The 21,987-nt window shown below is 67.9% G+C and carries 22 protein-coding genes and 1 pseudogene; 20 read left to right on the top strand and 3 right to left on the bottom strand.

Annotated elements, in window-relative coordinates; all coding sequences use genetic code 11:
* The first annotated feature begins 80 nt into the window (after positions 1-80).
* The 9 genes and pseudogenes from BLT19_RS13760 (at position 81) to BLT19_RS13720 (ending at position 6,814) form a co-directional block, all read left to right on the top strand.
* Positions 81-929, top strand: coding sequence for an FtsQ-type POTRA domain-containing protein (locus BLT19_RS13760; protein WP_407939794.1), 849 nt, complete (start codon positions 81-83; stop codon positions 927-929).
* Positions 930-1,112: 183 nt separating this feature from the next.
* Positions 1,113-2,264, top strand: a complete 1,152-nt coding sequence (gene ftsZ, locus BLT19_RS13755) for a cell division protein FtsZ (protein WP_091491318.1) — start codon at positions 1,113-1,115, stop codon at positions 2,262-2,264.
* Positions 2,265-2,296: 32 nt separating this feature from the next.
* Complete coding sequence (locus tag BLT19_RS13750) at positions 2,297-2,980, top strand: YggS family pyridoxal phosphate-dependent enzyme (RefSeq protein ID WP_091491316.1); 684 nt, start codon at positions 2,297-2,299, stop codon at positions 2,978-2,980.
* A 33-nt stretch (positions 2,981-3,013) separates the two neighbouring features.
* Positions 3,014-3,475, top strand: coding sequence for a cell division protein SepF (locus BLT19_RS13745; RefSeq protein ID WP_091491314.1), 462 nt, complete (start codon positions 3,014-3,016; stop codon positions 3,473-3,475).
* 18 nt (positions 3,476-3,493) lie between these two features.
* Positions 3,494-3,793: a YggT family protein gene (locus tag BLT19_RS13740; protein ID WP_091491311.1), complete on the top strand. Its 300-nt coding sequence runs from the start codon at positions 3,494-3,496 to the stop codon at positions 3,791-3,793.
* Positions 3,794-3,928: 135 nt separating this feature from the next.
* On the top strand, positions 3,929-4,534 hold the full coding sequence (locus BLT19_RS13735) for a DivIVA domain-containing protein (RefSeq protein WP_091491309.1): 606 nt from the start codon (positions 3,929-3,931) through the stop codon (positions 4,532-4,534).
* A 9-nt stretch (positions 4,535-4,543) separates the two neighbouring features.
* A complete protein-coding gene (lspA, locus tag BLT19_RS13730) occupies positions 4,544-5,287 on the top strand; it encodes a signal peptidase II (protein ID WP_231917664.1) in 744 nt (247 codons plus the stop codon).
* Position 5,288: 1 nt separating this feature from the next.
* On the top strand, positions 5,289-6,209 hold the full coding sequence (locus BLT19_RS13725) for an RluA family pseudouridine synthase (protein ID WP_091491306.1): 921 nt from the start codon (positions 5,289-5,291) through the stop codon (positions 6,207-6,209).
* Between the two features lie 33 nt (positions 6,210-6,242).
* Positions 6,243-6,814: pseudogene (locus BLT19_RS13720) on the top strand (GNAT family N-acetyltransferase).
* Positions 6,815-6,817: 3 nt separating this feature from the next.
* Here BLT19_RS13720 and BLT19_RS13715 read toward each other — a convergent pair.
* A complete protein-coding gene (locus tag BLT19_RS13715) occupies positions 6,818-7,297 on the bottom strand; it encodes an NUDIX hydrolase (protein ID WP_091491304.1) in 480 nt (159 codons plus the stop codon).
* A 61-nt stretch (positions 7,298-7,358) separates the two neighbouring features.
* Between BLT19_RS13715 and dnaE the strand changes: the two genes are divergently transcribed.
* The 5 genes from dnaE (at position 7,359) to BLT19_RS13690 (ending at position 14,891) form a co-directional block, all read left to right on the top strand.
* Entirely contained in the window at positions 7,359-10,877 is a 3,519-nt protein-coding gene (dnaE, locus tag BLT19_RS13710; RefSeq protein ID WP_091491302.1) for a DNA polymerase III subunit alpha, read from the top strand.
* Positions 10,878-10,964: 87 nt separating this feature from the next.
* Positions 10,965-11,987: a hypothetical protein gene (locus BLT19_RS13705; RefSeq protein ID WP_091491299.1), complete on the top strand. Its 1,023-nt coding sequence runs from the start codon at positions 10,965-10,967 to the stop codon at positions 11,985-11,987.
* A gap of 29 nt (positions 11,988-12,016) precedes the next feature.
* Positions 12,017-13,363, top strand: a complete 1,347-nt coding sequence (gene hisD, locus BLT19_RS13700; protein ID WP_091491296.1) for a histidinol dehydrogenase — start codon at positions 12,017-12,019, stop codon at positions 13,361-13,363.
* A gap of 12 nt (positions 13,364-13,375) precedes the next feature.
* Positions 13,376-13,843 (top strand): transcriptional regulator NrdR, encoded by a 468-nt coding sequence (nrdR, locus tag BLT19_RS13695; RefSeq protein WP_091491294.1) that lies wholly within the window; start codon positions 13,376-13,378, stop codon positions 13,841-13,843.
* A gap of 22 nt (positions 13,844-13,865) precedes the next feature.
* Positions 13,866-14,891, top strand: coding sequence for a quinone-dependent dihydroorotate dehydrogenase (locus BLT19_RS13690; protein WP_091491292.1), 1,026 nt, complete (start codon positions 13,866-13,868; stop codon positions 14,889-14,891).
* On the opposite strand, the gene BLT19_RS13685 is transcribed toward BLT19_RS13690, so the two are convergent.
* A complete protein-coding gene (locus BLT19_RS13685; RefSeq protein ID WP_091491289.1) occupies positions 14,888-15,481 on the bottom strand; it encodes a DUF3043 domain-containing protein in 594 nt (197 codons plus the stop codon). The genes BLT19_RS13690 and BLT19_RS13685 overlap by 4 nt on opposite strands.
* Positions 15,482-15,528: 47 nt before the next feature.
* Between BLT19_RS13685 and BLT19_RS13680 the strand changes: the two genes are divergently transcribed.
* The 6 genes from BLT19_RS13680 to BLT19_RS13655 all read left to right on the top strand — a co-directional run bounded on the left by BLT19_RS13680 (position 15,529) and on the right by BLT19_RS13655 (position 21,533).
* Positions 15,529-16,929, top strand: coding sequence for a dipeptidase (locus BLT19_RS13680; protein ID WP_091491287.1), 1,401 nt, complete (start codon positions 15,529-15,531; stop codon positions 16,927-16,929).
* A 100-nt stretch (positions 16,930-17,029) separates the two neighbouring features.
* Positions 17,030-17,395, top strand: coding sequence for a HesB/IscA family protein (locus BLT19_RS13675; RefSeq protein ID WP_091491285.1), 366 nt, complete (start codon positions 17,030-17,032; stop codon positions 17,393-17,395).
* Between the two features lie 190 nt (positions 17,396-17,585).
* A complete protein-coding gene (ctaC, locus tag BLT19_RS13670) occupies positions 17,586-18,485 on the top strand; it encodes an aa3-type cytochrome oxidase subunit II (protein ID WP_091491282.1) in 900 nt (299 codons plus the stop codon).
* Between the two features lie 2 nt (positions 18,486-18,487).
* Positions 18,488-20,251, top strand: a complete 1,764-nt coding sequence (gene ctaD, locus BLT19_RS13665) for an aa3-type cytochrome oxidase subunit I (RefSeq protein ID WP_091491279.1) — start codon at positions 18,488-18,490, stop codon at positions 20,249-20,251.
* On the top strand, positions 20,252-20,716 hold the full coding sequence (locus tag BLT19_RS13660; RefSeq protein ID WP_091491276.1) for a cytochrome c oxidase subunit 4: 465 nt from the start codon (positions 20,252-20,254) through the stop codon (positions 20,714-20,716). It begins immediately after the preceding gene.
* Positions 20,717-20,729: 13 nt separating this feature from the next.
* Positions 20,730-21,533: a PP2C family protein-serine/threonine phosphatase gene (locus BLT19_RS13655; RefSeq protein WP_091491273.1), complete on the top strand. Its 804-nt coding sequence runs from the start codon at positions 20,730-20,732 to the stop codon at positions 21,531-21,533.
* On the opposite strand, the gene BLT19_RS13650 is transcribed toward BLT19_RS13655, so the two are convergent.
* Positions 21,534-21,953, bottom strand: coding sequence for a rhodanese-like domain-containing protein (locus tag BLT19_RS13650; protein ID WP_091491270.1), 420 nt, complete (start codon positions 21,951-21,953; stop codon positions 21,534-21,536). It lies immediately after the preceding gene.
* Positions 21,954-21,987: the final 34 nt, after the last annotated feature.

Genomic DNA, 21,987 nt, shown 5'->3' with positions numbered 1-21,987 from the left:
AGCCGACCTCAGGCGCGCCGTCGCGGACCCGAGCCTCCGACCTGCCGGACCAGGAGCAGGCGTCGTCTCCGATCGCGCCGGTGATCCCGTTGTCTGCGACACCGGGATCGGATGCCTCGAACCGGCCCATCGCAGGCGAGCCGTTCCCTCCGGCCGACGACAATCCGGTGCGCCTCCGGGAGGTCTGGTCGGCCGCCCGGGCGCGACGCAAGGCGCTGCGCGCCGAGATGCGCCGGTTCACGGGCCGCCAGCGGCGCCGCCGCGCGCTCTGGCTCGGCGCAGTGACCGCCGTCGTGCTGCTCGTGCTGGGGACGCTGGGCGCCGCGTACAGTCCGCTGTTCGCCGTCGAAGACGTCCGCATCATCGGCGCGCAGCAGCTGGACACCGGCGCCGTGCAGGAGGCGCTGGCCGGCCAGGTCGGCACGCCGTTGCCACTGGTCGACGAGAGTGAGGTCAAGGCTGCGCTCGTCGCCTTCCCGCTCATCGAGTCGTACTCGCTCGAGGCGCGCCCGCCCCACGAGCTGATCGTCAGGATCGTCGAGCGCACGCCGGTCGGCGTGATCCAGACAGCGGCCGGCTTCAGCCTCGTCGATGCCGCGGGGGTCGTGCTCTCCACGACGCAGACGCCTGCGGCGGGCAGACCGCTGCTGAGCGTCGAGGGCGGCACGGGCTCACGCGCATTCGAGTCCGTCGGGCGGGTGATCCGCTCGCTCCCGGAGTCGATCCTCACCCAGGTGACCGCCGTGACCGCGACCACTCCCGACGATGTCACGCTGAGTCTTGGCGGCTCGAACGCCTCGATCGTATGGGGGAGCGCCGAGGATTCCGCGTACAAGGCCGTGGTGCTCGCCACCGCGATGGCTGCCCGGCCCCCGGCATCCGTCAGCGTGTACGACGTCTCCTCGCCCAACGCCATCGTCGTCCGCTGAGGCGAGTTCGACGGGGGATGTCGCGACACGCCCACCGGCATCCGTTCGGCGGCCTCGCCTCCGCTTACTTTCAGTGGAGGAAATGCATACCGGGCAATTGTTTTAACTTCTAGTTGAAGTTGAAACTTCGCTCCCGGTTCGCAGAGCCCCTTTTCGACAGGTGCAGCACATACGGAGGCCGGCATGAGCCAGAACCAGAACTACCTCGCGGTGATCAAGGTCGTCGGCGTCGGCGGGGGCGGCGTCAACGCCGTCAACCGCATGATCGACCTCGGTCTGCGAGGCGTGGAATTCATCGCGATCAACACCGACGCCCAAGCGCTGCTGATGAGCGACGCCGACGTCAAGCTCGACGTCGGACGCGAGCTCACCCGCGGACTCGGCGCAGGCGCCGACCCCGAGGTCGGCCGCCGCGCCGCAGAGGACCACGCGGAGGAGATCGAAGAGGCGCTCCGCGGCGCCGACATGGTGTTCGTCACCGCCGGCGAGGGCGGCGGCACCGGCACCGGTGGCGCGCCCGTCGTCGCGAAGATCGCGAAGTCGATCGGCGCCCTGACCATCGGTGTGGTGACCAAGCCGTTCTCATTCGAGGGTCGTCGTCGCCAGAGCCAGGCAGAGACCGGCGTGCAGAAGCTGAAGGAAGAAGTCGACACGCTCATCGTCGTGCCGAACGACCGCCTGCTGGAGATCAGCGACCGCGGTATCTCGATGATCGAGGCGTTCGCCACGGCCGACCAGGTGCTCCTGGCCGGTGTGCAGGGCATCACCGACCTGATCACGACCCCCGGCCTCATCAACCTCGACTTCGCCGACGTGAAGTCGGTGATGCAGGGTGCCGGCTCCGCGCTCATGGGCATCGGGTCCGCGCGCGGCGCCGATCGAGCCATTAAGGCGGCTGAGCTCGCGGTGGAATCGCCCCTCCTCGAGGCGAGCATCGAAGGTGCCCACGGCGTGCTGCTGTCGATTCAGGGCGGCTCCAACCTCGGCATCTTCGAGATCAACGACGCCGCGCAGCTGGTGAAGGAGGCCGCGCATCCCGAGGCCAACATCATCTTCGGAACGGTGATCGACGACACGCTCGGCGATGAGGTCCGCGTCACGGTCATCGCAGCCGGCTTCGACAACGGCGAACCCACGCTCCGGCTGGACCCGGTCACGGCCTCGCGCGTCCTTCCTGCAGCCCCCGTCGTTCCCGCGACATCCGCCGAGGACGCCGCCAAAGAAGAGCCGGTGCGCGAGAGCGCGCCGGTCCCGGTGGGTGCCGCCGTCCCGGATTCGAGCTACGACTCGGCCTTCGGCGACGACGACCTCGATATCCCCGACTTCCTCAAGTAGGCCCATCGCGGCTGCAGCACCACCGGAGGATCGTGGAGCTCGAAGATCGACTCGCGGGTGTCGACGCGCGGATCGCGGATGCCGCCCGCGCGGCAGGACGCGACCCGCAGGAGATCACCCGGATCGTGGTGACGAAGTTCCACCCGGCCCGGCTGGTGGAGGATCTCTACCGACTGGGCGTGCGCGACGTGGGTGAGAACCGGCAGCAGGAGCTCAGCGAGAAGTCCCTCACGATCGGAGATCGCGAGGGACTTCGCTGGCATTTCATCGGCCAGGCGCAGACGAATAAGGCCAAAGCGATCCGCGCAGCGGCTGCGGCCGTGCATTCCGTGGACCGACCCAAGATCGCCGACGCCCTGGATGCCGCGGGCGGATCGGACGACCCGCCGCTGGATGTCCTGCTGCAGGTCAACCTGACCGCGGACCCCGGACGCGGGGGAGTGGCGGAGCGCGAACTGGAAGGGCTGGCAACGCACGTCGCCGGATGCCGCACGCTGCGCATGCGGGGCGTGATGGCGGTCGCGCCCCTGGACGAAGACCCCGCGGCGGCGTTCGAGCGCCTGGCCGCGTGTGCCGCGGTCGTGCGCTCGGTGGATCCGGCGGCGACGTGGATCTCAGCGGGGATGACGGCCGACTTCCCCCAAGCCATCGCCGCAGGCGCGACACACCTGCGGATCGGCTCGGCAATCACGGGGCAGAGGCCCCCGCACGGTTAACCTCGGAACAGACGAGCACAGACGGAGGATGCGATGTCGAACCCGCTGAAGAAGACCATGGTGTACCTGGGCCTCGCCGACGAGGAAGAGGTCTACGAGGAGCCCGCGCCACAGCCGCGCGGCCGTAAGACGGAGGCAACCATCGAAAAGGCAGCACCCATCACGCCGATCCACCGGCCCGCCATCGTGCGTCAGCCGGCAGCGGGAGCGATCAGCGAGATCCTCACTGTGCACCCGAAGCAGTACCGCGACGCACAGGTGATCGCGGAGAACTTCCGCGACGGCATCCCGGTGATCATCAACCTCTCGCAGATGAGCGATGCGGACGCCCGTCGCCTCGTCGACTTCGCCAGCGGTCTGTCGCTCGGCCTGTACGGACGCATCGAGCGGGTGACCAGCAAGGTCTTCCTGCTCTCGCCCGAGAACGTCGCCGTCTCCGGCGATGGCGCTGTGGCGCACGCGGACCCGGAGTCCGTGCCGTTCGCACAGTCGTGATGCCGTAGCGTTTCCTTTGTGAATATCGTCGGCACCATTGCCGCGATCCTCAACGCACTCATCCTTCTCTTCGTCCTGGTGCTGCTCGTGCGCCTGGTGCTGGACTGGATACCGTTCTTCAATCGCGAGTGGCGGCCGAAGGGTGCGGGGTTGGTCGCCGCAGAACTCGTGTACACCGTGACGGATCCCCCGATCCGGCTCTTCCGTCGCCTGATCCCGCCGTTGCGAGTGGGCGGCATCGCCATCGACTTCGGGTTCACGCTGACGATGCTGGTCTGCTTCGTCCTGCTCGCCATCACGCGAACCCTCGCCGGCTGACCCTTGCCGACACACTCGCCACCGCCTTCGACACGCTCGACGGCCGCGGCTATGCTTGCCTGGTACGACCGTCGGTAATCGGCGGCGCGGCCCCCGAGATCGGCCAGCGACCAGACGCTCGAAAGAGGAACCACCATGGCATTGACCCCCGATGACGTCGTCACGAAGCAGTTCCAGCACGTCCGCTTCAAGGAGGGTTTCGACCCGGACGAGGTCGATGACTTCCTCGACGAGGTCGTGGTCGCCTGGCGCGCGACGATCGCAGAATCCGACGAGCTGAAGGCGAAGCTCGCGGCGTACGAGTCCGGCTCGACACCGGCGCCCGCAGCGGCCGAGACCAGCGAAGAGCCCGTTGCCGCGGCTCCGGCTCCCGCGCCCGTTTCGACCCCCGCTCCCGAGTCCGGCGCTGCACCGGTTGCTGCCAGTGCCGGCATCATCGAGCTCGCTCAGCGCGTGCACGACGAGCACGTCGCAGAGGGCATCGCCCAGCGCGACAAGCTCGTCTCGGAAGCGCAGACGCAGGCTGCGTCCATCGTCGCCGAAGCCGAGGCCAAGGGGCGCGACGAGATCGCGCGCCTGGACAAGGAGCGCGCGACGCTGGAGAACCGCATCACGGAACTGCGTCAGTTCGAGCGCGACTACCGCTCACAGCTGCGCGGGTACATCGAGGGTCAGCTGCGCGACCTCGAGACCTCGGCCACGGCATCCGGTTCGACACCGGTGTCGGCCATCGGCCTCTAGGCCGGCCCTTTGCCAGGCCGAGCCCCCCTTCCCAAGGCGGCGGCCGGCATCACCATCGCGATCCTCGCGCTGGTGGTGCTGGCCGCCGACCAGTTCTCCAAGTACCTCGCGCTGGAGAACCTGCCGTTGCAGGAGACGGTGCCGGTCCTCGGCGACTTCCTGAGTCTGTACCTCGTGAAGAACCCTGGCGCCGCGTTCTCGTTCGGCGCCGGAGCGACGTGGATCTTCACGATCGCCCTCGCGCTCGTCGCGTGCGTCATCGTCTGGCTGGCCGCGACCAGAGTGCGGTCCCGCCTCTGGGCGGTCGTGCTGGGGCTGCTGCTCGGCGGCGTCCTGGGCAATCTGACGGACCGGCTCCTCCGCGAACCCGGCTTCGGGGTCGGCCACGTGATCGACTTCATCAACACGCCGTGGATGTGGTTCTGGACCAGCCCGGCCATCTACAACGTGGCCGACATCTTCATCGTCTGCGACATGATCCTCGTCGCGCTGCTGGTCCTGATCGGAGTTCACATGGACGGAACACGCGAACCACGTCGCGCTCGCGACGAGGATGAGACGCTCCTCGGCGCGGGCGACGAGGTTCCTCCCGGAGGGCCCGTGGCCGGATTCGGGAGCGAGTTCCCGACCGCGGACCCCAGCGCCGGCATCCCTGTCGACGAGCGCGGACTGCCCCCGCTCTCGGAGAGCCAGCAGCGCGCAGTCGAGCGCGAAGCCGATCTCGAAGCGGACCAGCGCCGCCACGACTCCTGACATGCCCTCGCGGCTGCTGCCGGTCCCTGAAGGGCTCGAGGGCTCGCGGATCGATCAGGCTCTGGCGAAGATGCTCGGATTCTCGAGGACCTTCGCGGCGGAGGTCGCCGAAGCAGGCGGCGTCATCGTCGACGGTCGACCGGTGGGCAAGTCTGACCGCGTGACGGCCGGGTCGATCCTGGACATCACCTGGACCGACAAGCAGGAGCCGACGATCGTGCCGATCGAGGTGCCGGGCCTGGGAATCGTCTACGACGACGACGACATCATCGTGGTCGACAAGCCCGCCGGCGTCGCCGCCCACCCGTCTCTCGGCTGGGAGGGACCAACCGTGCTGGGCGCATTGGCGGCGGGCGGGTTCCGGGTCGCGACCACGGGCGCCGCCGAACGGCAGGGCATCGTGCATCGACTCGACGTGGGCACGAGCGGTCTCATGGTCGTCGCCAAGAGCGAGCGAGCGTACACGGCGCTGAAGTCGGCGTTCAAGGAGCGCGAGGTGGAGAAGATCTATCACGCCGTGGTGCAGGGACACCCCGATCCGCTCAACGGCACCATCGATGCACCGATCGGCAGGCATCCTTCGCACTCGTGGAAGTTCGCCGTGACGCCTGACGGCAAGGATTCGGTCACGCACTACGAGACGCTCGAAGCGTTTCCTCGGGCCGCGCTGCTGGAGATCCATCTGGAGACCGGTCGAACGCATCAGATCCGCGTGCACATGGCAGCCCACCGGCATCCGTGCGTGGGCGATCCCCTCTACGGCGCCGACCCGACGCTGTCGGCGCGACTCGGCCTGACCCGGCAGTGGCTGCACGCGCGCCGGCTCTCCTTCGCGCATCCGGGCAGCGGCGACCGGGTGACGTTCACTTCGGAGTACCCCGAAGACCTCGCGCACGCCCTTGAGCTCCTCCGCACCTCCTAGCGCCGTGTCCGTCGCCGATGGCACAGTATCGGCATGGACATCGAGGTGAGACCTGCCACCACCTTCGCCGACGTCAAGACGATGGTCGGCCCGAAGAAACCGGACTCCGATGTCTGCTGGTGTCTGAGCTACCGTCTCCCGTCGAAGGAGAACCTCGCGCTGCATCGCCAGGCACGCGGGCGCAAGGTGTCCGCGCTCATGAGGAAAGGGCCGCCGGGCGTCCTGGCATACGACGGCGACGACGAGGTCGTCGGCTGGGCCGGAGTACATCCCCGAGCCGACACGTCCTTCGCGACCAACCGCCGGATCCCGCACGTCGATGACCTGGACGTATGGTCGGTGTGGTGCATCCGTGTGCGTCCCGGGCATCGCGGCAAAGGCATCTCGCGCGCGCTCCTGATGGCGCCGTGCAGTTCGCCCGCGACAACCACGCGCCGGCGATCGAGGGGTATCCCGTCGACAACGGCGGCGCGAGAGTCGATCTCACGATGGCGTACGTCGGCACGCGCCGGCTGTTCGAGAAGGCGGGCTTCACGAAGGCCTCCGACACGGATTCGGTGCTGAGCGGGTTCCCGCGCGTGCTGATGCGGCTCGACCTGCGCTGATCGCTACCTGTCGCCGCCCTCGAAGGCGGACGGCCCGTCGGCCAGTGCGCGGCGGATGCGGCTGCGCATGTCGGCTTCTATTTCGAGATCGTCGAGCGCGTCCAACTCCACCCAGGCGAGGTCGGTCATCTCACCGTCCACCGGAATCGGCTCTCCGGAGACCCAGGTGCAGCGGAACGTGAAATCCAGATAGTCGGTCTGGTCGCCGTTGTCGTAGGTGATGCGGGGGATGACGTGGATCCACGCGAGGCGATCCACCCGGATCACGATGCCGGCCTCTTCGAGCGCCTCCCGCGCCGCGGCGTCGGCCGGCTCCTCTCGGGGATCGATGATGCCGGTGATCGGGGTGAGCGCCCCGTTGTCGGATCGCCTCCCGAGCAGGATCCGCCCCTCGCGGAGGATGACGGCGGTGGTGCCCATCAGCCACAGCGGCGCGTGGCCGACGGCGCGACGAAGCTCCAGGACGAAGTCGGGGGTCGGCATGATCCGAGCCTATGCGCGATCCTGCACAGCCTTCGTCGGGGGCCGAACGTAGACTCTTCTGGTGGCAGCCGACTCCTTCGTTCACCTTCACGTACACAGTGAATATTCGATGCTGGACGGGGCGGCACGGGTCAAGCCGCTGATCGAGGAGGCTGCATCGCAGGGGATGCCGGCGATCGCCGTCACCGACCACGGGAACACGTTCGGGGCGTTCGACTTCTACAAGACGGCCACCGACGCAGGGCTCAAGCCGATCATCGGCATGGAGGCCTACGTCACGCCGGGCACTCATCGAGCCGACAAAGCCCGGGTGCGCTGGGGGAGTCCCGACCAGAACGACGACGACGTCTCGGGCTCGGGCGCGTACACGCACATGACGCTGCTCGCCGAGAGCAACGAAGGACTGCACAACCTCTTCCGGATGTCCTCGTACGCCTCGCTGGAGGGCTACTACTTCAAGCCGCGTCTCGATCGGGAACTCCTGCAGACCTATTCGAAGGGGGTCATCGCCACGACCGGCTGCGTCGGCGGCGAGGTGCAGACCCGACTGCGACTGGGCCAGTACGACGCGGCGAAAGCGGCCGCGGCGGAGTTCCGCGACATCTTCGGCAAAGACAACTTCTACGCCGAGGTCATGGATCACGGCATCGACATCGAACGTCGCACGATGAACGACCTGATGCGGTTGGCGAAGGAGCTCGATCTGCCGCTGGTCGCCACCAACGATCTGCATTACACGCATCAGCACGACGCGAAGAGCCACGCGGCGCTGCTGTGCGTGCAGTCGGGCTCGACGCTGGACGATCCGAAGCGATTCAAGTTCGAGGGCGAGGAGTTCTACCTCAAGACCCCCGCCCAGATGCGCCACATCTTCCGCGACAATCCGGAGGCGTGCGACAACACGCTCGCGATCGCCGAGCGCGTCGACATCCGCTTCGACACCAGCGCGAATTACATGCCGCGCTATCCCGTGCCGGCCGGCGAGACCGAGCAGAGCTGGTTCGTCCAGGAGGTGGAGCGCGGGCTGCAGGTGCGGTACCCGGCCGGCATCCCCGACGAGGTCCGCGCGCGGGCGAACTACGAGACCGACGTCATCGTCCAGATGGGATTCCCCGGCTACTTCCTCGTCGTCGCGGACTTCATCAACTGGGCCAAGGAGAACGGCATCCGCGTCGGCCCGGGGCGCGGTTCGGGTGCGGGGTCCATGGCAGCGTACGCGATGCGGATCACCGACCTCGACCCGCTGCAGCACGGACTCCTCTTCGAGCGCTTCCTGAACCCCGACCGCGTCTCGATGCCCGACTTCGACATCGACTTCGACGACCGGCGCCGCGGTGAGGTCATCCAGTACGTGACGCAGAAGTACGGCGACGAGCGAGTGGCGCAGATCGTCACGTACGGCACGATCAAGGCCAAGCAGGCACTGAAGGATGCCGGCCGGGTGCTCGGTTTCCCGTTCAGCATGGGGGAGAAGCTCACCAAGGCGATGCCGCCCGCCGTCATGGGCAAGGACATGCCGCTGGAGGGCATGTTCGACAAGGACCACCCGCGCTTCAAGGAGGCATCCGAGTTCCGCGCGCTCATCGAGACCGATCCCGAGGCCAAGACCGTCTTCGACACCGCCGTCGGGCTGGAGAACCTCAAGCGCCAGTGGGGCGTCCACGCCGCCGGCGTCATCATGTCCAGCGAGCCGCTGATCGACATCATCCCGATCATGAAGCGCGAGCAGGACGGGCAGATCGTCACGCAGTTCGACTATCCCGCGTGCGAGTCGCTCGGCCTCATCAAGATGGACTTCCTGGGGCTGCGCAACCTCACGATCATCGACGATGCGCTGGACAACATCGCCGCGAACCGCGACGAGAAGCTGGTGCTCGAAGACCTCGCCCTTGACGACATCGCCTCGTACGAGCTGCTCGCCCGAGGTGACACGCTGGGCGTCTTCCAACTCGACGGCGGGCCGATGCGGAGTCTGCTGCGGCTGATGAAGCCCGATAACTTCGAAGACATCTCGGCCGTCCTGGCCCTCTACCGCCCAGGCCCGATGGGCGTGAACTCGCATACGAACTATGCGCTGCGAAAGAACGGCCTGCAGCCGATCGACCCGATCCACCCCGAGCTGGCCGAGCCGCTCTCGGACGTCCTGGACACCACCTACGGCCTGATCGTCTATCAGGAGCAGGTGATGGCCGCCGCCCAGAAGCTGGCCGGCTTCTCCCTCGGCCAGGCAGACATCCTCCGCCGCGCCATGGGCAAGAAGAAGAAGTCCGAGCTGGACAAGCAGCAGGCGGACTTCTTCGGCGGCATGACCGCCAACGGCTACAGCCCGCAGGCCCAGGAGGCGCTGTGGAAGGTTCTGGAGTCCTTCGCCGACTACGCCTTCAACAAAGCGCACACGGCGGCCTACGGTCTGATCGCGTACTGGACGGCGTACCTGAAGGCGCATTATCCGGCCGAGTACATGGCCGCGCTGCTGACCAGCGTCGGCGACTCGAAGGACAAGATGGCCGTCTACCTCAACGAGTGCCGCCGGATGGGCATCAGGGTCCTCCCGCCCGACGTCGGTGAGTCGATCCGCTACTTCGCCGCCGTCGGCGAAGACATCCGTTTCGGCCTGGGAGCGGTGCGCAATGTCGGCGCGAACGTCGTCGACGGCATCGTGACCTCGCGAAGCGAAGCGCCGTTCGAGTCCTTCCACGACTTCCTGGGCAAGGTGCCGCTGCATGTGGCCAACAAGCGCACCGTCGAGTCGCTGATCAAGGCCGGCGCCTTCGACTCCCTGGGGTCGACCCGTCGCGCGCTCATCGAGATCCACGAAGATGCGACCGAGGCGGCCGTCGAGACCAAGCGCAAGGCCGCCACCGGCGCGATCGGCTTCGACTTCGACAGCCTGTACGACCAGGCCGAGGAGGTCATGCCGGCGAAGGTGCCCGATCGCCCCGAGTGGACCAAGAAGGACAAGCTGGCGTTCGAGCGCGAGATGCTCGGCCTCTACGTGTCCGACCACCCACTCGCCGGGCTCGAGATCGCCCTGGCGAAGCACGCATCCATCTCGATCCACGACCTCCTCGCCTCGGAAGACCTTGCGGACGGCGATCAGGTGACGGTCGCGGGCCTGGTGACCAGCGTCCAGCACCGGGTCGCGAAATCCAGCGGCAACCCGTACGGCATGATCACCGTCGAGGACTTCAACGGCGAGGTCACCGTGATGTTCATGGGCAAGACGTACACCGAGTTCCAGTCGAGCCTGCAGGCCGACTCGATCCTGGTCGTGCGCGGTCGCATCTCGCGCCGCGACGACGGGATGAATCTGCACGCGGTCTCGGCGCTGACGCCCGACCTCGGGTCGATCGACGCATCGGGTCCGCTCGTCCTCGTGCTGCCGGAGCGGCGGGCCAGCCAGGCCACCGTCGAAGAGCTGCTGCAGACCCTGCACCGGCACAAGGGCGAGACGGAGGTCACGGTGAAGCTGCACAGCGGCTCCGTGGCGAAGGTGTTCGAAGTGCCGCATCCGGTCCGGGTGACCGCCGATCTGTACGGCGAATTGAAGGGCCTCCTCGGCCCGCAGTGTCTCGGCTGAGGCATCCCTCCATCTCATCGCCATCTCATGACCCGCCGGTAGTATCGGCACGACGTGCGCCGCGGATCGCGGCAGGAAAGGAACATCGTGACCGACAACGTGAACGAGACCTCATCGATCGATCGCGACGCACCGGAAGAGGTGGCAGCGGACGAGTTCTCGGCCGCAGAGCCCGTCGAGACGGCCGCGCACGACGGTGAGCCGGCGCAGTACGGCGTCGGCCCGTTCTCGATTCGCGAGGTCATCCTCGGCGGGGTGTGGCTGGTCGCATTCGTCGTCTCCTTCTTCTCGGTCGCCAGCCAGCAGGCGATGGCGCAGCTGCTGTTCGGCGGGTCCGTCTGGACCAACGGTCTGGATTGGATCCTCACGATCGGCGTGCCCACGATCGCCGTGTTCCTGATCGTGCTGCGCCGGTTCTCTCCCGACGGCATCCGCAGGGTCGGCTCGCTCGGCATCGACCAGTTCGCCTCCGTGGCCTTCTCGGTCTCCGCGGTGGTCTGGCTGACGCTCCTGTGGCGCAACGTCGCCGTCGCGATCGAGTCGAACGTCTGGATCTACGGCTGGGTGGTGTGGCTGGAGTTCTTCCTCATGCTGGCCGGCGTCGTGCTGACCGTCTTCGCTCCCGTGATCCCCGGCCTCGCCGAGGACTTCAGCGGCCGGCGCGAGGTCGTCGCGCACCGCAGCGCCCGGCCCATCCGCGCCGTGGCGGCACGTCCGCCGCGCGAACCTCGGCCGGCCGCGGCTGCCGCCGCAGCGGCGTCGGAGGAGTACCCGACGGATGCCTACGCGACGAACGCATACGCTGCCGACTCGGGCTGGGCGCAGCACCAGGACGCCGTGCCCGCCTCCGCGTCGCAGGATGCCTGGGCGCCGACGGAGTCGGTCGGGGTCGTCGACGATGAGCCCGTGACGGAGTCGCGCCATCAGGCGTTCTGGGCGCTCGTTCCCGAGGAGCGCGACATCGTCGACGATCGCGATGTGCCGATCTTCCGCATCGGTCCCTCCGCCTGGGCCCTCGTGCTCGAGGACCGCGGCGAGGTCTTCGTCGTCCGCCACGAAGACGGCCGGATCGGCTACCTGCACGATGTCTCCGGAGTCACGCGCGGCTGAGCGCGCCGCGCCCGCGATAGCGTAGACGGATGCTCCGCACGATCGATCTGCGTGGTCGCGCGCTGACCCCCGCCGAACTGCTGTCCGCGGTCCCGCGCGCCACGGCCGCACGCGAGGAAGCCCTGGCGACCGCCGAACGGCTCGTCGACGACGTCGCCACGCGTGGCGAGGGCGCTCTTCGCGAACAGGCTGCGCAGTTCGACGGCGCCTCGGAGCACGACATCCGTGTTCCGCGCGAGCACCTCGACGACGCCGTCGCCCAGCTCGACCCCGCCGTACGCGCCGCATTGCTGGAGGCGATCTCCCGCGTCCGCGAAGCCTCTGCGGCGCAGGTTCCGCCGGCGATCGTCACCAGGCTCGCTCCCGGTGCGATCGTGCGTCAGCGCTGGCAGCCGGTCCGTCGTGTCGGCCTGTACGTGCCGGGTGGCAAGGCCGTGTACCCGTCGAGCGTGGTGATGAACGTGGTCCCGGCGCAGGTCGCCGGCGTCGGTGAGATCGCTCTGGCATCACCCCCGCAACGACAGTTCGGCGGCCGGGTGCACCCCGTAATCCTCGCCGCGGCGAGTCTGCTGGGCATCCATGAGGTCTACGCGATGGGCGGCGCCGGCGCGATCGGCGCGCTCGCGCACGGGGTGCCGTCCATCGGGCTCGCACCCGTGGATGTCGTCACCGGGCCGGGGAACAACTTCGTCGCGGCAGCCAAGCGTGTCGTCGGGGGACTGGTCGGAACGGATTCCGAAGCCGGCGCGACAGAGATCCTCATCGTCGCCGACGAGAGCGCCGACGCCGATCTCGTCGCGGCTGACCTGATCAGCCAGGCCGAGCACGACGAGCAGGCCTCCGCGGTCCTGGTGACGACCTCGGCCGACCTGGCGGATCGGGTGCGCGAGCGCCTTGCGCCGCGAGCCGCCCAGACCCACCACGCCGCGCGCGTCGCCGCTGCGCTGTCGGGGACGCAGTCGGCCATCGTGCTGGTGGACGACCTTCCGACGGCGACCGCGTTCAGCAACGCCTACGCGCCCGAGCACCTCGAGCTGCATCTGGTCGACCCGAATCCCGATGCCTTCGTGCACGCCGGCGCGATCTTCGTCGGAGCGGACTCGCCGGTCAGCCTCGGCGACTACCTCGCCGGGAGCAATCACGTGCTGCCGACCGGGGGGCAGGCGCGCTATGCCGCAGGGCTGTCCGCGGCGACCTTCCTGCGCCCGCAGCAGATCATCGAGTACGACCGGTCGGCGCTGGCCGAGGTCCGCGATGCGATCGTGACGCTCGCCGACGCCGAGGCGCTGCCGGCTCACGGCGAAGCGGTGCTCGCCCGCTTCGCTGCGGAGCAGGCTCCACAGCCGACCGACGCCGACGCCGACGTCGTGGCGTAGTCTTTCCTCGCCATGCATTGCCCGTTCTGCCGTCACCCCGACTCACGCGTGATCGATTCGCGGACCAGTGACGACGGTCTCAGCATCCGCCGGCGTCGTCAGTGTCCTCAGTGCGGCGGGCGGTTCACAACGGTGGAGACGGCGAGCCTGAACGTCATCAAGCGATCGGGCGTGATCGAGCCGTTCAGCCGCGAGAAGGTCATGTCCGGCGTGCGCAAGGCCTGCCAGGGTCGCCCGGTGACCGAAGGCGACCTCGCCGTCCTCGCGCAGAAGGTCGAAGAAGCAGTGCGGCAGACCGGGTCGTCGCAGGTGGACACGAACGAGATCGGGCTCGCGATCCTCGGACCGCTCCGCGACCTGGACGAGGTCGCGTATCTGCGATTCGCGAGCGTCTACCAGGCGTTCGACTCGCTCGAGGATTTCGAATCGGCGATCGGGCAGCTGCGCGTGGACCACGGCCACGGGCCGCGAACGGACTGATCGAGCCGATACCCTGGACGGAATGTATCCGCTCATGTTCCGCACCGTGCTCGCGCGCATGGACCCCGAGACCGCCCACCACGCGGCGATGGTGGTCATCCGGATGCTGGGGTTCGCGCCGCTGGCGGCGATCGCACGCTCGGTGACCAGGCCCGATCCGGCGCTTCGCACCGAGGCGCTCGGCCTCACGTTCGACTCGCCGTTCGGGGTCGCGGCAGGCTTCGACAAGAACGTCTCCGGTGCGCAGGGACTCTGGGCGCTGGGATTCGGGCATGTCGAGGTCGGAACGGTCACCGCGATCGCGCAGAACGGCAACCCGCGGCCACGGCTGTTCCGCCTGGTGCCGGATCGCGCGGTGATCAACCGCATGGGATTCAACAACGCCGGTGCGCAGGCCGCCGCGAAGCGGCTGCAGAAGCTCCGTCGCCGTCACCGTCGCGCCGTCCTCGGCGTGAACATCGGCAAGTCGCGGGTGATCGACGTCGCCGATGCGACCGCCGACTACGTCCGGAGCGCGAAGCTCCTCGCCCCGCTGGCGGATTATCTCGTCGTGAACGTCTCATCCCCGAACACGCCTGGGCTGCGCGGCCTGCAGGCTGTGGAGACGCTCCGCCCCCTGCTCGAGGCGGTGCGGGATGCCGCGGGCGCGACGCCCGCGCTGGTGAAGATCGCCCCGGACCTGCCGGACGACGAGATCGAGGCGATCGCCCGCCTCGCCGTGGAGCTGGGACTGTCCGGACTCCTCGCCACGAACACGACGATCTCGCGCGACGGCCTGCGCACGGCACCGCCCGTCATCGCGGCCGCCGGCGACGGGGGACTCTCCGGTGCGCCGCTGGCTGCCCGCGCGCTGGAGGTGCTGCGGATCGTGCGCGCCGCGGTCCCCGCGGATTTCGTCGTGATCTCGGTCGGCGGTGTGGAGACCGCGGCGGACGTGCGAGCACGCTTGGACGCGGGCGCGACCCTCGTGCAGGGATACACGGCGTTCCTCTACCGCGGCCCGCTCTGGGCGCGCCAGATCAACCGAGGGCTGGCGCAGGGGCGTTAGGCGGGGTGTTGCCCGCGCTTTACCTGCGGCTTCGGGAGCCGCATGAAGCGCATCTGGATGATCCGCATCGCGCCGTACCAGCCGAGACCCTTCTCGACCCTGTCCTCGCCGAACTTCTTCTTCGCCGCCTGCTTGATGCGGATCGCCGAGATGATCATGTCGCCGATGACGAACAGGATGAAGATCCACAGCCCGATGAACGAGTAGTACTGGATCGCGGGGAGCGGCACGAAGGTCGCGAGGATCACCAGCACCATCGCAGGCATCACGGCCTCGCCCAGGTGCCAGCCCGAGTCGATGAAATCGCGGACGAACTTGCGCTGCGGACCCTTGTCGCGGACGGGAAGGTACTTGTCCTCGCCCGCCGCCATGCCCAGGCGCGCCTTCTCGCGCTGCGCGGCCAGTTCCGACTTGTTGCGCGCCTTCGCCTCCTTGGTGTCGGCGACCAGGGGCCGACGTCGAGCAGCCTCCTGCTCGGCCCTGGTGGGGGTCGGGCGACCCTTCGTGGGCGGGGTGAGCGGCACGCCGTTCAGCACCGTTCCCTCGGAAGGAGCATCGTTGGATGCGGGAGCTGCAGGAGTCTTGGCCACGGGAGGTCCTCGGAGTTTCAATCGGGAAGCACCTTAAGATTACCCGCATGACCTCTGAGCTGACCCGAAAGGATGCCGTGCGCGAAGCCGCGGCATCCGGCATCCCCGCCGCCCTGGCCGATCTGGGCGCCCTCGTCCGCATCCCCTCGATCGCGTTCCCCGGGTTCGACGGTGCCGAAGTCCAGCGCAGCGCCGAAGCCGTCGCCGCCCTCGTCGAGGGTCTGGAACTGTTCGACAGCGTGCAGATCACCCGCGCGGACATCCCCGGAACCGACGAGGCCGGCCAGCCGGCGGTGCTGGCCGCACGCGCTGCGCGCAACGGTCGACCGACGATCCTGCTCTACGCGCACCATGACGTGCAGCCGGCCGGCGATGAATCGCTCTGGGAGTCTGCGCCGTTCGAGCCCACCGTCCGCGACGGCCGACTGTACGGTCGCGGCGCTGCCGATGACAAGGCCGGCGTCATGGCGCACATCGGCGCGCTCCGGACGATCAAGGAGGCGCTGGGCGCGGACTTCGACCTCGGGGTCACGCTCTTCATCGAGGGTGAGGAGGAGGCCGGTTCGCGCTCGTTCGCGCAGTTCCTCGCCGACAACGCCGAGGCCTTGCGTGCGGATGTGATCGTCGTCGCCGACTCCGGCAACTGGGACGCCCGCACCCCCGCCCTCACGGTCTCACTTCGTGGCAACACGCGCTTCACGGTGAAGATCCGCACACTCGATCATGCATCGCACTCCGGCATGTTCGGGGGAGCGGTGCCGGACGCCCTGATGGCGACGGTGAAGCTGCTCGCAACGCTGTGGGACGAGGACGGCGCGGTCGCGGTCGCAGGACTGACCGAGCGGGATGCCGCGACGCCGGAGTACTCCGAGGAGACACTGCGCGACGAGGCCGGCCTCCCTTCCGGCGTCAGCCCGATCGGACGGGGCGCGATCCTCAGCCGGATCTGGAACAAGCCGTCGATCACCGTGACCGGCATCGATGCGCCGAGCGTCGCGAACGCGTCGAACACGCTCAGCCCCGAGATCACCGTGGTCATCAGCGCTCGCGTCGCACCGGGTCAGCCCGCTCGCGAAGCGTACGCGGCCATCGAAGGGCATCTGCGCGCGCACGCACCGTTCGGTGCCGAGCTGACCTTCCTCGATCAGGACTACGGCGACGCGTTCCTCGTCGACACCGGCGGCTGGGCGGTGGGAACCGCACTGGAGGCGATGCACGAGGGATACGGCGTGGAGCCGGTCCAGATCGGCGTCGGCGGGTCGATCCCGTTCATCGCGGACCTGGTACGCGATTTCCCCTCCGCGCAGATCCTGGTGACCGGCGTTGAGGATCCGCACTCGCGCGCTCACAGCCCGAACGAGTCCCTGCATCTGGACACCTTCCGACACGCCGTGCTCACCGAGGCGCTGCTGCTGGAGAAGCTGGACGCACGCACGACCGACTCCTGATCGCGGGAAGGACGCCCCGCGCCGTTCCGAGCCGTCTCCAAGCCGGCAGGCGTAGAATCGAGCCATCACGCCGCGTCCGCGGCCCGTACCGAGGAGTGCCATGACCGACACTGCACTGTCGAGCGACCTGTCCGTTCGCGCCCACGGCGTGGAACTGACCGATGCCGCCGCGCTGAAGGTGAAGACCCTGCTCGGGCAGGAGGGCCGCGACGATCTGCGTCTGCGCGTCGCCGTCCAGCCCGGTGGATGCAGCGGCCTGATCTACCAGCTCTACTTCGATGAGCGCTTCCTCGACGGTGACAAGGCGGTGGATTTCGACGGCGTCGAGGTCATCGTCGACGACATGAGCGTTCCGTATCTGGACGGCGCGAAGATCGACTTCAAGGACACGATCTCCGAGCAGGGGTTCACGATCGACAACCCCAACGCCGCCGGCAGCTGCGCTTGTGGAGACAGCTTCCACTGAGCGCTCAGCGCGCGTTCCGACGAAATCTTTTCTGCCGGGTCCGGCCCGCTCACCGAGCGGCCGGGCCCGGTTTTTTCGCGCCGATTTCCGGTCCTGATCCTGAGCGGTTGGCCTGAATCCCTAGGGAGGTTGCCCTAGACTGAGGATGTCTGAATCACGTCCGGAAAGGTGCATTGTGCCCTCGAATCGAGTGCCCTCGAAACGCCGCCTCCGTTGGGCAGCACTGCCGCTCGGGGCCGCTGCGGCCGTCGCGCTCGCGAGCTGCTCTTCGACGGAGCTGCACGGCTTCCTCCCCGGCTTCGAGGACGCTGACGCCGTCCCCGCGACCAACCACACCGACATGATCGCAGGGCTCTGGGTCAACTCCTGGATCGTCCTGCTCGCGGTCGGCGTCATCACGTGGGGTCTCATGCTGTGGGCCGCCATTGCCTACCGCCGCCGCAAGGGCCAGTCGGGACTCCCGGTTCAGCTGCGCTACAACATGCCGATCGAGATCTTCTACACGATCGTGCCGCTGATCCTGGTGATCGGGTTCTTCGCCTTCACCGCACGCGACCAGACGATCCTCGAGACGCAGTACGACGACCCGGACGTGTCGATCGTGGCGATCGGCAAGCAGTGGGCGTGGGACTTCCAGTACGACGGCGAGGACGAGGACAACGCCGACGCCGTGTGGACGATGGGCGTCCAGGCGCAGCCGGGCGAGAACGGCGATGTCGACCAGGCGAAGCTGCCCACCCTGTATCTGCCCGTCGACAAGACGGTCAAGATCAAGCTGCAATCGCGCGATGTCATCCACTCGTTCTGGATCATCGACTTCCTTTACAAGAAGGACATGTACATCGGCAAGGACAACTTCTGGTCCTTCACGCCGACCCGCGAGGGCACGTACGCCGGCAAGTGCGCCGAGTTGTGCGGCGAGTACCACTCCGCGATGCTCTTCAACGTCAAGGTCGTCAGCGACGCCGAGTACGAGGACTACCTCGACACGCTCCGCGATGCCGGTCAGACCGGTGACATCAACGACGCATACGACCGGCTGGGCAACTACCCGGGCACCGGCGCTCAAGAGCGCCAGGAAGGCGACTGACCATGGCGACCACACTTCCTCTGCAGGAGACCTCGCCCGGTCGTCCGACGACTCTCCCGCCCCGTCAGGCCGCGCTGCTGAGCTCTTCGCGCGTCGAGCAGAAGGGCAACATCGTCGTCAAGTGGATCACCTCCACTGACCACAAGACGATCGGGTACATGTACCTGATCGCGTCGGTGATCTTCTTCATGCTCGGCGGCGTGATGGCCCTCATCATCCGGGCCGAGCTGTTCGAGCCGGGCATGCAGATCATCCCGACCAAGGAGCAGTACAACCAGCTGTTCACGATGCACGGCACGATCATGCTGCTGATGTTCGCGACGCCGCTGTTCGCCGGATTCGCCAACGTGATCATGCCGCTGCAGATCGGCGCGCCGGACGTCGCGTTCCCGCGGCTCAACGCCTTCGCCTTCTGGCTGTTCCTCTTCGGCTCGACGATCGCGGTCGCCGGCTTCCTCACCCCGCAGGGTGCCGCCGCCTTCGGCTGGTTCGCCTACCAACCGTTGGCCAACGCGAGCTTCTCGCCGGGTATCGGCGGGAACATGTGGATGCTCGGCCTCGGCATGAGTGGTTTCGGCACGATCCTCGGTGCCGTCAACTTCATCACGACGATCATCACGATGCGCGCCCCGGGTATGACCATGTGGCGGATGTCGATCTTCTCCTGGAACACGCTGATCACCAGCATCCTGGTCCTGATGGCCTTCCCGGTGCTCGCCGCCGCCATTCTCGCCGCCGCGGCCGACCGTGTCCTCGGTGCGCACATCTACGACCCGGCCAACGGCGGCGTGCTTCTCTGGCAGCACCTGTTCTGGTTCTTCGGGCACCCGGAGGTCTACATCATCGCGCTGCCGTTCTTCGGCATCGTCTCCGAGATCTTCCCGGTCTTCAGCCGGAAGCCGATCTTCGGATACAAGACCCTCGTGTACGCGACGATCGCCATCGCGGCGCTGTCGGTCGCGGTGTGGGCGCACCACATGTACGTGACCGGCGCGGTCCTGCTGCCGTTCTTCGCCCTGATGACGATGCTCATCGCGGTGCCCACCGGCGTGAAGATCTTCAACTGGATCGGCACGCTCTGGCGAGGCTCGGTGACGTTCGAGACCCCGATGATGTTCGCCCTCGGCTTCCTGGTGTCCTTCGTCTTCGGCGGTCTGACCGGCGTGATCCTGGCATCCCCGCCGCTGGACTTCGCGTTGTCCGACTCGTACTTCGTCGTCGCGCACTTCCACTACGTCGTGTTCGGCACCGTCGTGTTCGCGATGTTCGCGGGCTTCTACTTCTGGTGGCCGAAGTTCACCGGCCGCATGCTGAACGAGCGGCTGGGCTACGTCCACTTCTGGATGCTGTTCATCGGCTTCCACATGACCTTCCTGATCCAGCACTGGCTTGGCGTGGACGGCATGGTTCGCCGCTACGCCGACTACTCGGCTGCGGACGGCTGGACCTGGCAGAACCAGGTGTCCACGATCGGTGCCATGATCCTGGGCGCGTCGATGATCCCGTTCCTGTTCAACGTGTGGATCACGGCACGCAAGGCGCCGAAGGTCACGGTCAACGACCCGTGGGGTTACGGGGCATCGCTGGAGTGGGCGACCTCCTGCCCGCCGCCGCGCCACAACTTCACGTCGATCCCGCGGATCCGCAGCGAGCGACCCGCCTTCGACCTGAACCACCCGGAAGCCGGCATCCCGGTCGGCGTGGGTCCTGCGAAGGACGCCCCCGACGCGCCTGTCGTGGACGCCGAGACGGCGGAGGTCAAGTAGATGCGCGCCAACACCGGACTGTGGTGGCTGCTCACCGGGTTCTTCTTCCTGATGTTTCTCGTCTACACGACCTGGAACCTCGTCTCCCACTGGGACACGAACGCCACCGGTGGTCAGCAGCTGTCGGAGACGATCGTGCTGTCGATCGAATGGGTCGGCTCCGTCGCGCTGCTGTTCACCGCCCTGATGGGTGCCCTGATCGCGTTCTACATCGGTCGTGTGCACAAGGCGCAGGGCGGCGAACTGCCCGAGGACATCCTGACCTCCGACATCGACGACGGTGACCCCGAGCTCGGCGAGTTCAGCCCGTGGTCGTGGTGGCCGATCGTGCTCGCCGCCTCGGCGGCGGTGGCGATGATGGGCCTCGCCATCGGGACGTGGATGCTCCCCATCGGTATCGCCATCTTCGCCGTCGCCATCGTCGGCTGGGTGTACGAGTACTACCGGGGCTACTTCGCCCGCTGATCGGGCGGTCGGGATGACCCCTCCGCTCCGGCTCCACGGCGCTGCCGTCTGGGCCGTCGGCGAGCATCGGCTCGTCAACCAGGACGCCGCCTTCACGGCGACCTGGGGTGCCGCGGTAGCCGACGGCGTCGGCGGCGGGCCCTCGGGAGATCTGGCGTCGGCCACGCTCATCCACCGGCTGGTCGCGGGGCGTGGGGCGATGCCGGATGCCGCGAGCCTGGCCGTCCGGATCCGCGAGGCGAACTGGGACCTGCGCGCTCACACGGAGCGCGACAGCTCGCTGGTGGGAATGGCGACCACCTTCACCGGAATCTTCGTCTCCGATGCCGGCGGGCTGCTGCTCGCGCACACCGGTGACTCGCGAGGATATCTGCTTCGTGCGGGCCGGCTCACCCGGGAAACACGCGACGACTCATACGTGCAGGCCCTGATCGATCACGGCCTTCTCGCGCCGGAAGCGGCGGCATCCCACCCCCGCCGCAACATCATCACGGCGTCGCTGTCCGGCCGGGAGCAGGATGCGGTATCCGTCGTCGACCGCGTCGCGGTCGACGGTGATCGTTGGCTCCTGTGCAGCGATGGGCTGACGGACTACCTTCCCGAGGGCGAGATCGCGGCGCTGCTGGCCGCAGCGGCCGGCCCGGAGGTGGCGGCGGCCTCGCTGGTCGGTCTGGCCCTCCAGGCGGGTACGCGGGACAACGTCACCGCGGTGGTCTGCGATGTGCGCTCCGCCGGTGCGGAGACCGCGATCTCGCAGCGAGCGAGCTTCTACGGTGCCGCAGCGACCCGCTTCTGCGAAGAGCTGGAGACTGCGTGATCAGCCTGCGACGGCAGCGCGCACGACCATGACCTGCGGGTCGAATGTGCGCTCAGCGGCGCCCTCGTCCGACTCGGTGGGCTGTCCTTCACGGATCCAGTACTCGTATCCGCCGATCATCTCCTTGACCGCGTAGCCCAGCTTTGCGAACTCGAGGGCACCTCGGGCGCCCCCGTTGCAGCCCGGACTCCAGCAGTAGACGACGACGGGGGTGGAGGGGTCGAGCTCTTGCGGTGCACGCTCCGCGATCTGCTGGTGCGGCATGTGGATCGCCCCGCTGATGCGGCCCTGAGCCCAGGCCTCGTCGCCGCGGACGTCGACCAGTACGAACGCCTCTCCGCCCTTCTGAGCGGCGTAGACATCGGAGGCGTCGGTCTCGTGGGCGAGCTTGGCGGAGAAGTAGGCGAGCGCGTCGGTCATTCCTCCACGCTACGACGAACGCCCGGCCTCCCTC

It is taken from the genome of Microbacterium pygmaeum, from assembly GCF_900100885.1.
In the GTDB taxonomy this organism is placed as follows: domain Bacteria; phylum Actinomycetota; class Actinomycetes; order Actinomycetales; family Microbacteriaceae; genus Microbacterium; species Microbacterium pygmaeum.
The sequence above is the reverse complement of the archived record's forward strand: the minus strand, read 5'-3'. Positions and strand labels throughout refer to the sequence as shown.